The following is a 13,520-nucleotide window of genomic DNA, read 5'->3' as shown; positions in this document are numbered from 1 at the left end:
TCGCGGGACGCCGAGGCCCCGCCCTGGCTGCTTAGAACTCGTTCCAGCAGCGACCATCACGGGTGATCAAGGCGACGGAGGAGACCGGCCCCAAGGTGCCTGCCTGGTAGGGCTTCGGCGCATCGTTGTCGTCGGCCCAGGCGGTCATAATGGCATCGACCCACTTCCAGGCCTCTTCTACCTCATCGCGCCGCACGAACAGCGCTTGAATGCCACGCATCGCCTCAAGCAACAGGCGCTCATAGGCATCCGCCAGGTGCTCCTGATGGAAGGTGTCAGAGAAGCTCAGATCCAGTTTGGTCGTCTGCAAGCGGTGCTTATGCTCCAGCCCCGGCACCTTATTGAGAATATCGATCTGTACCCCCTCATCCGGTTGCAGGCGAATGGTCAATTTGTTCTGCGGCAATGCCTGATAAGAATCGCTAAACAGGTTGAGCGGCGGATTCTTAAAGTAGACCACCACCTCGGAACACTTATTCGGCAGACGCTTGCCGGTACGCAGGTAGAACGGCACCCCAGCCCAACGCCAGTTGTCGATGTCGGCGCGAATGGCGATGAACGTCTCGGTGTTGCTACTCTTGTTCGCCCCTTCCTCCTCCAGATAACCCGGTACTTTCTGCCCCTGGACGAAACCCGCGGTATACTGGCCGCGCACCGTGGTCTCACGCACGTTGCTGTGATCGATGCGCCGCAGGGAGCGCAAGACCTTCACCTTCTCGTCGCGAATACGATCGGTAGAGAGATCCGCTGGCGGATCCATAGCGATCATCGTCAGGATCTGCAACAGATGGTTCTGCACCATGTCGCGCATCTGACCGGCCTGATCGAAATACCCCCAGCGCCCCTCGATACCAACTTCTTCCGCCACGGTGATCTGCACGTGGTCGATCATGCTGTTGTCCCAGTTATTAGCGAACAACGCGTTGGCGAAACGTAGCGCCAACAGATTCAGTACCGTCTCTTTGCCCAGGTAATGGTCGATGCGATATACCTGGTTCTCGTCGAAGTAATGCGCCACCTGGTCGTTGATCGCCCGCGACGAGGCTAGATCGGTACCCAATGGTTTCTCCATCACGATGCGGCTCGGCTGGCGGTTCATCCCGGCATGGCCCAGCCCTTGGCAGATGGCACCGAAGGTGCTGGGTGGCATAGCGAAGTAGTTGAGGGTGACGCGCCGCTGCGGGTCGACCATCTCGGCCAGGCGTTGGAAGTGTTCCGTATCGTTAACATCCAGATTACAAAAATCGAGGCGCGCACTCAGCCGTTGCCACAGCGCCTCGTCCAGGCGCTCTTTCAAAAAGGTCGCCAACGCCTCGCGAACCACCTCGCGGTAAGCCTCGGCATCCCACTCGGCGCGCCCGACACCGATGATACGGGTGTCGGGATGGATGTGCCCCGCCTTCTCCAGTTGGTACAGGGAGGGCAACAGTTTACGTCGCGCCAGGTCACCCTTAGCGCCAAAAATCACCAGGTCGCAAGCCTGTGCCGTTGACGTTACCGCCATATCTTTCTCCTCGTGCAGGTTACTTGTAATTTTTTTACAGAATCAGGTTAATGATACTGATTGTAGCGAGAAAAGCGGCTGACAAGGCGTGCTTTGCTACACCGTTAGTACGAAAAGTAGCATGCGCGCCCCCTCGCTCAGCCATGCGACCGACTTTCTATGTAATTTTCTACCAAATTTGTAGAAAAATTACCATGACGAAAGTTAGACACAGGTCATACATTGCAAAAAAAGGCCGTTCTCTGCGGCGGATAGACTGCAAAGCGGTTATCGCTCGTTGTATATTTTCAACAAACGTTGATAGATTTCGCTTTGATATGAAATCGCCTAACCCAATGAGTGGCCCTCTCCTATGAATACGCTGGAAAAAATCCAGGCAAGTCTGGATCAGCTGAGCAAATCCGAACGCAAAGTCGCCGAGGTCATCCTGGCCGCCCCGCAGACCGCGATCCATTCCAGCATTGCCACCCTGGCGAAGATGGCCGATGTCAGCGAGCCTACGGTAAACCGCTTTTGCCGCCGCTTGGAAACAAAAGGGTTTCCAGATTTTAAATTGCATCTGGCACAAAGCCTTGCCAACGGCACTCCCTACGTTAACCGTAACGTCGAAGAGAGCGATAGCGTCGACGCCTATACCAGTAAGATCTTCGAGTCGGCGATGGCCGGACTGGAGATGGCAAAGAATCATCTGGATATGGCGACCATCAATCGTGCCGTCGATCTGCTCACCCAAGCGAAGAAAATTTCTTTCTTCGGGCTGGGGGCCTCCGCCGCCGTCGCCCACGATGCGATGAATAAATTTTTCCGCTTCAACATCCCGGTGGTCTACTTCGACGATATCGTCATGCAGCGTATGAGTTGCATGAACTCCAACGAGGGTGATGTGGTGGTGCTGATCTCCCATACTGGACGTACTAAAAGTCTAGTGGAGATGGCCCACTTGGCGCGTGAAAACGATGCGACAGTGATTGCTATTACCTCGCACGGTACCCCGCTGGCCCAGGAGGCCAATCTTGCCCTGTTGCTGGATGTGCCGGAGGATACCGATGTCTATATGCCTATGGTGTCACGCTTGGCACAGTTGACGCTGGTCGACGCTCTGGCTACCGGCTTTACCCTGCGCCGTGGGGCGAAATTCCGGGATAACTTGAAGCGGGTCAAGGAAGCCTTGAAAGAATCGCGCTTTGATAAAGCGCTATCCTTTCCCTCTGCTGTCGAGTAAAGGTATCGCCTGGCTTCCCGTTAGCAGGCTGGCTCTGAATACTGGGTGCCGATCGGTCGAGCTCGACGACATCGGCCTCCTCCCCGCAGGCGTACGTCGTCTGTGGGACTACCCGGGCAAGCTTGGGCGGCGTTGATCGTCCGCTTTGCCCACCGTTGTATTGGCAACACCAATGCTTCACATGTCAATGGAGTTATGCATGTCCAGACGGCTTAGAAGAACCAAAATCGTTACCACGCTTGGCCCGGCCACCGATCGCGACAATAATCTGGAAAAGATTATCTCCGCCGGCGCGAATGTGGTGCGTCTTAACTTTTCACACGGTAGTGCAGAAGATCATCTGCTGCGTGCGAACAAAGTTCGGGAAATCGCCGCCAAACTCGGGCGTCATGTCGCCATTCTCGGGGATCTGCAAGGTCCCAAGATCCGGGTATCCACCTTTAAGGAAGGCAAGGTGTTCCTCAACGTGGGGGATAAGTTCCTACTGGATGCCACCCTAGATAAGGGCGAAGGCGATAAAGAGAAAGTCGGTATCGACTATAAACGTTTACCTGAAGATGTGGTGCCGGGCGACATTCTGCTGCTCGACGATGGACGGGTACAACTGAAGGTGCTCTCCGTCCAGGAGAATAAGGTCTTCACCGAAGTTACCGTCGGGGGGCCACTCTCCAACAACAAGGGAATCAACAAACTGGGCGGGGGACTTTCCGCCGATGCCCTGACGGAAAAAGATAAGGCCGATATCCTGACCGCCGCCCAGATCGGCGTCGACTATCTGGCGGTTTCTTTCCCGCGTTGTGGCGAGGATCTCAATTACGCACGTCGTCTGGCTCGCGACGCTGGCTGCGAGGCGAAGATCGTCGCCAAGGTCGAGCGCGCCGAAACGGTAGCCAGCGAGGAGGCAATGGATGACATCATCTTAGCCGCCGATGTGGTAATGGTCGCCCGTGGCGATCTGGGCGTCGAAATCGGCGATCCGGAGTTGGTCGGCATTCAAAAGACCCTGATCCGCCGCGCGCGCAAGCTGAACCGTGTGGTGATCACCGCGACCCAGATGATGGAGTCGATGATCACCAACCCGATGCCGACCCGCGCCGAGGTGATGGACGTCGCCAACGCCGTGCTCGATGGCACCGATGCGGTGATGCTCTCCGCAGAAACCGCCGCCGGCCAGTACCCGGCCGAAACGGTAGCGGCGATGGCACGCGTTTGCCTGGGCGCAGAGAAGATCCCCAGCATTAACATCTCCAAGCATCGCCTAGACGCCCAGTTCGACAACACGGAAGAGGCGGTGGCGATGTCCGCCATGTATGCCGCCAACCACCTCAAAGGCGTGGCCGCCATCATCGCGATGACCGAATCCGGACGTACCGCGCTGATCATGTCCCGCATCAGCTCTGGCCTGCCGATCTTCGCCATGTCGCGTCATGAGCGTACCCTGAACCTGACCGCATTGTATCGCGGCGTAACCCCGGTTCACTTCGATAGCCCGTGCGACGGCGTCGCCGCCGCGCAAGCCGCAGCAAACCTGCTGCGCGATAAGGGCTTCTTAGTCTCTGGCGATCTGGTGATCGTCACCCAGGGCGATCAGATGGGCACCATCGGCAGCACCAATACCTGCCGTACACTGCGTGTCGAGTAAGCAATAACACAACGGGGACGCCGCCGCGTCCCCGTTTTTGCCTCCCTAACCGCGCTAACACCTTATAGCGTCACCACAATAAACAACGCCATCCCCGCTAATACCCCGGAGAATGCCTGGCGCTGATGTGTCTCGCTCACCCGGCGTCGCAATTGCATCGCCAACGGCTGGGTCAATAACGCACAGGCGAATACCGGCAGCACCACACTCAGGTTGACATAACCGAACTGCCAGGCCCCTGGCAAGACCGCACCAAGCGGTGGAGTGCGTAACAGATAGCTGGTGACGGTAACCGCGCTACCCAGCAGCAGCAACCAGTTGCAATACAGCGCAATCCGTTTGCGCGGGATCGAGGGCAGTAACGCCAATAACGGTGCTAATACTGATCCGCCGCCCAAGCCGGTGATACCGGCGACGGTGCCTCCCGCCAGGCACAGAGCAATACCGTAGTTACGGGTACGCGGCGGCGACATCGCCGCCGTCGCCGAGGGGGCAGCACAGCGCAAGTTGCGCCAGGCCATCAATAACAGGATGGCGGCAAAAATCAGGAGGATCGCCCGCCCCGGCAGCAGGAAGCTAATGTGTACGCCCAGTTGCATCCCCGCACTCACCGCTAACGCCCAGCCGATCAACAACCGTGGATCGGGCCGCAGCTGCTGGCGCCAAAAGGCCAACACATTGATCAAGGCCGTCAGCATCACCACGCTCAACGAGGTGGCTGCGAGCAGTTGTACCTCGCACGCGGGAAACAACACGTGCAACACCGGTACCAAAACGATGCCGCCCCCCAGTCCGAACAGCGCGGAAAGCAGGCTGGTCAACGCCCCACACAGGCAGAGTAATGCAATAATCTCCAGACTCATCCGATTACCTTCGCTTCTCACGCTCGTCGGACGCGCCGCCTGGGACATGCCGACGTGGCGTGACTACAGATCCTGACGGCAGTAAGGTTCAATCTCCCCTGGCCGGCGGGTCTTCAACAGTTTTAAGATCCAGGTGTACTGCTCCGGGTGTTCCCCCATCAGCAACTCCACCTCCTGATTCATTCGCCGGGCGATATAGGCATCATCTTGCCCTGCGATGTCGTCCATCGGCGGCCGCAAGTAGATGTCCAATCGGCTACGCTCACCATCATACACCGGAAACAGCGGGATGATCCGCGCCCGGCACAGCTTCATCAGCCGGCCGATAGCTGGCAGCGTGGCCTTATAGGTGGCGAAGAAATCGACGAACTCACTGTGTTCGGCACCGTGGTCTTGATCGGGCAGATAATAGCCCCAGTAACCCTTACGCACCGAGCTAATGAACGGCTTAATACCGTCATTGCGCGCGTGCAGCCGGCCACCGAAGCGACGACGAGCCCGGTTCCACAGGTAATCGACCAAGGGATTTTTCTGGTTATGGAACATGGCGGCCATCGGCTGGCCACCCGCCGCCAACAACATCGCGGGCAAGTCGACCGCCCAACCGTGAGGCACCAAGAAGATGACATTCTCGCCTTGCTCATGGGCACGCTCGATAATCTCGACGCCATGCCAATGGGTATGACGCAACAGGCGACGCGGGCCACGCAGGGTGAGTTCGGCCATCAGCAACATCGACTGGCCGGCGCGAGCGAACATAGTATCGATGGTCGCCTCACGTTGGCGCTCACTCCACTGGGGAAAGCAGAGCATCAGATTGATGCGCGCCCGACGCCGCGCGCCCGCGGCTAAACGCCCGGCTAGCCGACCGACGGCGCCGATCATCCGGTCGCGCAGGCGCAACGGCAGGTAGGCCATCAGGGCCATCAGGCCGATCCCTAGCCAGACGCCCCAGTAACGGGGATGCAAGAAGGCGGTGCGAAAACGCGGGATAAACTCAACGCTCGATTTAGTCTCTGTTTCCATCAATGGGCTCTTTTGTGATGCGCGCCGGTAAAGCGGCGGATGGCGGAAAATTGTAATCATTTGGCCGGCAAAAAAAAACTGTTGCCGTCTGCCGGGATATCCTCTGTGCACACCGACCTGTGCCTAACGCGGCGTTGGCGCGCAACAAAAAGCCCGCCGAAGCGGGCTTGACTCGCGGGGCCTCGGCACCACTCAGTCCAGTTGCAACTGCGGCACCACTTCACGCGCCTGCGCCAGGAAGGCTCGTCGCTCTTTGCCGGTCAACGCATCGGAACGCGGCAGTTTCACCGTCAACGGATTCACCGCCTGGTTGTTGACCCAGAACTCGTAATGCAGATGTGGGCCGGTTGAACGGCCTGTGTTACCGGACAAGGCGATGCGATCACCCCGTTTCACCTTCTGCCCCGGTTTCACCAGGATGGTTTTTAGGTGCATAAAGCGCGTGGTGTATTGGCGACCGTGACGGATCACCACGTAGTTACCGGCGGCGCCGCTACGCTTGGCGATCACCACCTCGCCGTCCCCCACTGCCAGTACCGGCGTACCGACCGGCATGGCAAAATCGACCCCCTTATGGGGAGCGACGCGGCCCGTCACCGGATTAAGTCGATGAGGGTTAAAGTTAGAGCTGATGCGGAAGTGCTTACTGGTCGGGTAGCGCATAAATCCCTTGGCCAAGCCAGCCCCTTGCCGATCGTAGTATTTGCCATCATCGCCACGAATGGCGTAGTAGTCTTTGTCGCCACTGCGCAGACGCACCCCAAGGATCTGGCTCTGGGCGCTCTTACCATCCAACATCTCGCGTGACAGCAGCACCGCAAAACGATCGCCTTTCTGTAGCTTACGGAAATCCATCTGCCACTGTAATGCCTTGATCACCGTATTGATTTCATTACGATTCAAACCGGCTGCTTGAGCGCTGGTGACGAAACTGCCATTCAGCGTGCCGGTGATCACCCGGTTCTTCCACTCCCCTTGCTGATTCTCTACCGACTCTTTATAGCGGCCATCGCTCAGTTGGTAGACCCGCGTCTCACGACGCGAGACCTCCCAGGTCAGCTTCTGTAGTGTGCCGTCATCGTTGATTTCCCAGGTCAGCGTCTGACCGACGTTCAGGTTACGTAACGCCGGATATTGCTTCGCCAGCGCCGAGACGGTGGCGATATCGACCCCATACTGGGTCAAGATGCTACCCAAGGTGTCGCCACTGGAGACGACATAATCATGGCTGTTGCTGTCGTCGCTACCGTCATCGATCTCATCCTTGGGCACGTCGTCTTCCGGTGCCGGCTGATCGAGGGGCTCGCTGGCCTCAGGGGTCAATGCCGTGAGCGCCGGGACCTCCAGCTGCACACGCTTTGCGACCTCGCCTTCAGCCAATTGAGGATGCGAGACAAAAGGCTGCCAGATGGCGACAGCCAGTGTGACGACGCTCAGGGACCCCAACATGACGCGGTGGGGCCGGGGCAGATTACTGTATGCCTGAGCGATGGAACGCGCTATCTGCTGCACTCGGTTTTCCTCTTAATCTCCCTTCAGGCAGCGAGAATACTGATGCGCCAGTGTGGTCAAGAAGACCTGATAACTGTCCGCACTCAGTGGGATCGCGCTTCCCAGGGGATCAAGTGTACCCTGCCGGACAGGGGTCCCCTGCGCAATCGCCGAGATGACTGCTGGCCTGAACTGTGGCTCAGCAAAAACGCAAACCGCTTTTTGCTCAACCAACTGTGTTCGAATTTGATGTAAGCGCCGTGCGCCAGGCTGGATCTCGGGATTGACGGTGAAATGCCCCAACGGGGTCAGGCCAAAAGCATTCTCGAAGTAACCATAGGCGTCGTGGAAGACAAAATAACCTTTACCTTGCACGGGCCGCAGCATCATAGCAACTTTCGTTTGCGTCTGCTTGAGTTGTTGCTCGAATTTACGTAGGTTGACATCCAGTTTATCGCGATTTTGTGGGCTTTGTTGCACTAATCGGTCGTGAATAGCGATAGCCACCTGTTTAGCTATGGCTGGAGAGAGCCAAATATGCATATTATATTGGCCATGATCATGATTATGATCGGCCGCTAAGCCAGTCTGCACGCCATTTGTAACAATATGTGACGCTACAGATTCAGACTTTTCCGCGTGCTTTTCACTCTGACTACTATGATGATCATGCTCATCGTCATCATCCCCCTCGATCAGTTGACTGCGCACGCCCGGCAGCGTACTGAGAATAAGATTTTTGTTATTTTCTAGCTGTTGAGTCGGTTTTGCCAAAAAACTCTCCATTTCTGGCCCTATCCAGACCACCAGGTCGGCGTCGCGCAATCGTTTGATATCGGATGGTTTAAGCGCATAGTCATGCGGAGAGGCGCCATCAGGCAGCAACACCTCGGTCGGCATCACCCCATCGGCGATCGCCGCGGCAATAAAGCCCAATGGACGAATCGAAGTAACCACATCGGCTTGCGCGCTAGTAACCCACGCGCATAACGACAGCACGGAAGCAATCAGGGTGCGTTTAACTATATTGTTTTGCGATATCATGAGAAAATTTCCTGGGTAACGTACGAAGAAACGTTATATTATAACATTCCATTTATAGTGCAATACGCCGTAACCATGTCACAACCCGATAATCATCCCCTGGTCACCCTCCAGCATATCGCCGTCCGCTTCGGCAACCGCGATGTGCTGGACGATGTCTCCCTGACGCTACGGCGTGGGCGCATCCTGACCCTGCTCGGCCCCAATGGCGCCGGCAAATCCACCCTGGTGCGCGTCGTACTGGGATTGGTCGTCCCAACACGTGGTGAGCGCCTCGCTCGCCCTGGACTCACCATCGGCTATGTACCGCAGAAACTGCATCTGGACGCGACTCTGCCGCTGACGGTGGAGCGCTTTATGCGCTTGCGTCCCGGCGTCAAACGCCAGGATGTGTTGCCGGCGTTGCAGCGGGTGCAGGCTGCCCATTTGCTGAAACAGCCGATGCAGAAGCTCTCCGGCGGCGAGAACCAGCGTGTCCTGCTGGCACGCGCCCTACTCAATACCCCGGATCTACTGGTGCTGGATGAGCCGACCGCCGGCGTCGACGTCAACGGCCAGTTGGCGTTGTACGATCTGATCGATCGTCTACGCCGTGAGCTGAATTGCGCGGTGCTGATGGTTTCCCACGATCTGCATCTGGTGATGGCCAAGACTGACGATGTGCTGTGTCTGAATCAGCACATCTGCTGCTCCGGAACGCCGCAGGCCGTGGCCAATCACCCCCAGTTTATCGCCCTGTTCGGTAATCGTGGCGCGCAACAGTTGGCGCTTTACCAGCACCACCATAACCACCGCCACGATCTGTGCGGCAAGGTGATCCTCAACCCCCGTCGCGGAGAAGCTGATGATTGAACTGCTGTTACCCGGTTGGCTGGCCGGTGCGCTGTTAGCGTTGGCAGCCGGGCCGCTGGGCTCATTTGTCGTCTGGCGCCGGATGTCCTACTTTGGCGACACCCTGGCGCATGCCTCGCTGCTCGGCGTCGCCTTCGGCCTGCTGCTCGACGTCAACCCCTTCTACGCGGTGATCGCCGTGACGCTGATACTGGCCTGCGCCCTGGTATGGCTAGAGCGCCGTCCCCAGCTCGGCATCGATACGCTGCTGGGCATCATGGCGCACAGCGCCCTCTCCCTCGGCTTGGTGGTGGTCGCGTTGATGTCTAACGTGCGCGTCGACCTGATGGCTTACTTGTTCGGCGATCTACTGGCGGTTACCTACCCGGATGTGGCGTTGATCGCTGGCGGCGTGGTGTTGGTGCTGACGTTACTGCTGTGGCAATGGCGCGCCCTGCTATCGATGACCATCAGCCCAGAGCTGGCTTATGTCGATGGCGTCCCCCTGGGGCGCAGCAAATTACTCCTGATGCTGACTACCGCCCTGACCATCGGGCTGGCGATGAAGTTTGTCGGCGCGCTGATCATTACCTCGCTGCTGATCATTCCGGCGGCGACGGCACGCCGCTTCGCGCGCACCCCCGAGCAGATGGCCGCCGGCGCGGTACTGGTCGGTTGGCTGGCCATCAGCGGCGGTCTGGCCTTCTCCGCCTGGTATGATACCCCGGCCGGACCATCGGTGGTGCTGTGTGCCGCCGTCCTATTTATGCTGAGTCTGGGACGGCGTCAAGCTGCCTGATCCCGTCCCCGTCATGCGGATAAAAAAATCCCACAGCACGCTGTGGGATTTTTTTTACCCGACGCCGAGGCTATCACGTCTGGCGCTCGATACCGAAGTGACGGTAGGCATGGCCGGTCGCGATGCGTCCGCGTGGAGTACGCTGAATGAAGCCCTGCTGAATCAGGTAAGGCTCTAGCACGTCCTCGATGGTCTCACGCTCCTCACCGATGGCCGCGGCCAAGTTATCCAAGCCGACCGGACCGCCCATAAACTTGTCGATCACCGCCAGCAGCAGCTTGCGATCCATATAATCGAAGCCAGCAGCATCGACATCCAACATATTTAGCGCCTGCGCCGCCACCGCACCATCGATGTGACCATCCGCACACACCTCGGCGAAGTCGCGCACCCGGCGCAACAAGCGATTGGCGATACGCGGCGTACCGCGCGAACGGCGCGCCACCTCTAACGCGCCCTCCTCCGTCAACGACAGCCCCAGACACTGGGCGCTACGCCCGACGATATGTTGCAGATCGGCCACCTGATAGAACTCCAGGCGTTGCACAATGCCGAAACGATCGCGCAACGGCGAAGTTAGCGAGCCGGCGCGCGTAGTGGCGCCGACTAAAGTAAAGGGAGGCAGGTCGATCTTGATGGAGCGCGCCGCCGGCCCTTCACCGATCATGATGTCCAGTTGATAGTCCTCCATCGCCGGATAGAGCACCTCCTCAACGACCGGCGAGAGACGGTGGATCTCGTCGATAAACAGCACATCATGCGGCTCCAGGTTGGTCAGCATCGCCGCCAGGTCACCTGCTTTCTCCAGCACCGGCCCTGAGGTGGTGCGCAGATTAACCCCCATCTCGTTGGCGACAATGTTCGCCAGGGTGGTTTTACCCAGCCCCGGCGGACCGAAGATCAACAGGTGATCCAGCGCATCGCCACGCAGCTTGGCCGCCTTAATGAAGATCTCCATCTGCTCGCGTACCTGCGGCTGGCCGACATAATCAGCCAGGGTCTTTGGCCGAATGGCGCGATCGAGGAACTCCTCCTCGCTCTGGCTACCGGCAGAAATCAGACGATCGGCTTCTATCATCCCACGCTCTCCAGAGGGTTATAGCGCCGCGCGCAACGCGTCGCGGATCAAGGTTTCGCTGTCCGCACCAACGCTGGCTACCCGATTAACCAGGCGACTGGCCTCCTGCGGCTTATAGCCCAGGGCGATCAGCGCGGCCACCGCCTCGCCCTCGGCATCGGCCTGTACCTGTGGCTGGGCGCTCGGTGGCATATCGTCAGCGGGGTTAAACAGATCACCGCTCAACCCCTTGAAGCGATCTTTCATCTCGACCACTAGGCGTTCGGCGGTCTTCTTGCCGACACCAGGCAGTTTGACCAATGCAGCCACTTCTTCACGTTCGACCGCCGTGACGAACTGCTGCGCCGACATCCCCGACAGGATCGCCAACGCCAACTTCGGCCCGACGCCGTTGACCTTGATCAGCTCACGGAACAGCGCGCGCTCCTGCTTATTATTGAATCCATATAGCAGTTGGGCATCCTCACGCACTACGAAGTGGGTGAAAATCACCGCCTCGCTGCCGGGCTGCGGCAACTCATAAAAGCAAGTCATCGGCATCTGCACTTCGTAGCCCACGCCGCACACCTCCAGCAATACCTGCGGCGGCTGCTTTTCCAGAATCACTCCTCTGAGGCGACCAATCACGCGCACTTCCTCTCTGTCTCAGTCAAATAGTTCCCCCGCTTATACCATAAAAAAGGCTGGATGAATATCCAGCCTGATAGAAAGCGCGTTCTGTCCCACTCAGCGTAGGCGGCCTCGCGCCAGATTAAGACGCCCATCGCCGATACGCAGCGCGTTTTGGCTGACATGGCAGTGGGTGATCGCCACCGCCAAGGCGTCGGCAGCGTCGGCTTGCGGGTTAGCGGGGAGTTTGAGCAGCGAGCGCACCATGTGCTGCACCTGGGCCTTCTCCGCCCCACCATTGCCCACCACCGTCTGTTTGATCTGACGCGCCGCATACTCAAATACCGGCAGATCACGGTTGACTGCCGCCACGATAGCGGCACCGCGGGCCTGCCCCAGTTTGAGCGCCGAGTCGGCGTTCTTCGCCATAAACACCTGTTCGATGGCGAAGTAGTCGGGATTAAACTGGGTAATGATCTCGCTGACACCGGCATAGACCAGCTTAAGGCGCGTCGGCAGATCATCGACAGCGGTACGAATGCAACCGCTGCCGAGATAGTCGAGCTGGCGCCCGCACTGACGGATCACGCCATAACCGGTGATACGCGAGCCGGGGTCAATCCCGAGGATGATACTCATTCCAGCGTGGCCGCAACCTCGTCGGAGATTTCACCGTTGTGATACACTTCCTGCACATCGTCGCAGTCTTCCAGCATATCGATCAGGCGCAGCAGCTTCGGCGCAGTCTCTGCATCCATATCCGCCTGGGTTGAGGGGATCATGGAGACTTCAGCCGACTCGGCCACCAGGCCAGCGGCATCCAGGGCATCTTTCACCTGGCCGAAGGTTTCCCACGGGGTGTAGACATCGATGGCGCCGTCATCATAGGTCACCACGTCATCGGCACCGGCTTCCAGTGCGGCGTCCATCACCACATCTTCATCCAGACCCGGCGCGTAAGAGATCACCCCTTTCTTGGTGAACAGGTAGGATACGGAGCCGTCGGTGCCCAGGTTACCGCCACACTTGGTGAAGGCATGACGCACTTCGGAAACGGTACGGTTACGGTTGTCGCTCAGGCACTCGACCATCACGGCGGTGCCGCCCGGGCCGTAGCCTTCATAGATGATGGTTTCCATGTTACCGTCGTCGTCGCCGCCGACGCCGCGGGCGATGGCGCGATTCAGGGTATCACGGGTCATGTTGTTGGACAGGGCCTTATCGATGGCCGCACGCAGACGCGGGTTAGCGTCCGGATCGCCGCCGCCCAGTTTGGCGGCGGTCACCAGCTCGCGAATGATCTTGGTAAAGATTTTACCGCGCTTGGCATCCTGCGCAGCCTTACGATGTTTGGTGTTGGCCCACTTACTATGACCTGCCATATAAATCTCCGCTAAAGGCGCAAAGGCCC

Annotated in this window: 13 protein-coding genes; 4 read left to right on the top strand and 9 right to left on the bottom strand. The window is 58.4% G+C overall.

What is annotated here, in order from left to right; genetic code table 11:
* Window positions 1–31: 31 nt before the first annotated feature.
* On the bottom strand, window positions 32–1,504 hold the full coding sequence (gene zwf / locus EHO01S_RS09390) for a glucose-6-phosphate dehydrogenase (protein ID WP_024523711.1): 1,473 nt from the start codon (window positions 1,502–1,504) through the stop codon (window positions 32–34).
* Between the two features lie 352 nt (window positions 1,505–1,856).
* Here zwf and EHO01S_RS09385 point away from each other — a divergent pair, with 352 nt between their 5' ends.
* Both EHO01S_RS09385 and pyk read left to right on the top strand, forming a co-directional pair.
* Window positions 1,857–2,726: a MurR/RpiR family transcriptional regulator gene (locus tag EHO01S_RS09385; RefSeq protein WP_024523710.1), complete on the top strand. Its 870-nt coding sequence runs from the start codon at window positions 1,857–1,859 to the stop codon at window positions 2,724–2,726.
* 199 nt (window positions 2,727–2,925) lie between these two features.
* Window positions 2,926–4,368 carry a pyruvate kinase gene (gene pyk, locus EHO01S_RS09380; protein ID WP_024523709.1) on the top strand — a complete coding sequence of 481 codons (1,443 nt, stop codon included), beginning with the start codon at window positions 2,926–2,928 and terminating at the stop codon, window positions 4,366–4,368.
* Between the two features lie 62 nt (window positions 4,369–4,430).
* Here the strand turns inward: pyk and EHO01S_RS09375 are convergent, their stop codons facing one another.
* From EHO01S_RS09375 to znuA, 4 genes are all read right to left on the bottom strand, one after another.
* The gene (locus EHO01S_RS09375) at window positions 4,431–5,231 is read right to left on the bottom strand and encodes a sulfite exporter TauE/SafE family protein (protein WP_024523708.1); all 801 of its coding nucleotides are present in this window, start codon (window positions 5,229–5,231) and stop codon (window positions 4,431–4,433) included.
* Window positions 5,232–5,294: 63 nt separating this feature from the next.
* A complete protein-coding gene (gene lpxM / locus EHO01S_RS09370) occupies window positions 5,295–6,257 on the bottom strand; it encodes a lauroyl-Kdo(2)-lipid IV(A) myristoyltransferase (RefSeq protein WP_024523707.1) in 963 nt (320 codons plus the stop codon).
* 192 nt (window positions 6,258–6,449) lie between these two features.
* A complete protein-coding gene (mepM, locus tag EHO01S_RS09365) occupies window positions 6,450–7,769 on the bottom strand; it encodes a murein DD-endopeptidase MepM (protein WP_024523706.1) in 1,320 nt (439 codons plus the stop codon).
* Window positions 7,770–7,781: 12 nt separating this feature from the next.
* Entirely contained in the window at window positions 7,782–8,792 is a 1,011-nt protein-coding gene (gene znuA / locus EHO01S_RS09360) for a zinc ABC transporter substrate-binding protein ZnuA (RefSeq protein ID WP_024523705.1), read from the bottom strand.
* Between the two features lie 75 nt (window positions 8,793–8,867).
* Between znuA and znuC the strand changes: the two genes are divergently transcribed.
* Both znuC and znuB read left to right on the top strand, forming a co-directional pair.
* Entirely contained in the window at window positions 8,868–9,644 is a 777-nt protein-coding gene (gene znuC, locus EHO01S_RS09355) for a zinc ABC transporter ATP-binding protein ZnuC (RefSeq protein ID WP_035370425.1), read from the top strand.
* Window positions 9,637–10,422, top strand: a complete 786-nt coding sequence (znuB, locus tag EHO01S_RS09350; protein WP_024523703.1) for a zinc ABC transporter permease subunit ZnuB — start codon at window positions 9,637–9,639, stop codon at window positions 10,420–10,422. Before znuC ends, znuB begins: the two co-directional genes overlap by 8 nt.
* Window positions 10,423–10,495: 73 nt before the next feature.
* Here the strand turns inward: znuB and ruvB are convergent, their stop codons facing one another.
* From ruvB to EHO01S_RS09330, 4 genes are all read right to left on the bottom strand, one after another.
* On the bottom strand, window positions 10,496–11,500 hold the full coding sequence (gene ruvB, locus EHO01S_RS09345) for a Holliday junction branch migration DNA helicase RuvB (protein WP_024523702.1): 1,005 nt from the start codon (window positions 11,498–11,500) through the stop codon (window positions 10,496–10,498).
* An 18-nt stretch (window positions 11,501–11,518) separates the two neighbouring features.
* Window positions 11,519–12,127: a Holliday junction branch migration protein RuvA gene (gene ruvA / locus EHO01S_RS09340; protein ID WP_024523701.1), complete on the bottom strand. Its 609-nt coding sequence runs from the start codon at window positions 12,125–12,127 to the stop codon at window positions 11,519–11,521.
* A gap of 99 nt (window positions 12,128–12,226) precedes the next feature.
* Window positions 12,227–12,748: a crossover junction endodeoxyribonuclease RuvC gene (gene ruvC / locus EHO01S_RS09335; RefSeq protein WP_005284890.1), complete on the bottom strand. Its 522-nt coding sequence runs from the start codon at window positions 12,746–12,748 to the stop codon at window positions 12,227–12,229.
* Window positions 12,745–13,491, bottom strand: a complete 747-nt coding sequence (locus EHO01S_RS09330; protein ID WP_024523700.1) for a YebC/PmpR family DNA-binding transcriptional regulator — start codon at window positions 13,489–13,491, stop codon at window positions 12,745–12,747. Before EHO01S_RS09330 ends, ruvC begins: the two co-directional genes overlap by 4 nt.
* Window positions 13,492–13,520: the final 29 nt, after the last annotated feature.

Source organism: Edwardsiella hoshinae NBRC 105699 = ATCC 33379 (assembly GCF_000474215.1).
GTDB lineage: Bacteria > Pseudomonadota > Gammaproteobacteria > Enterobacterales > Enterobacteriaceae > Edwardsiella > Edwardsiella hoshinae.
This window is presented reverse-complemented; position numbering and strand designations above follow the sequence as displayed.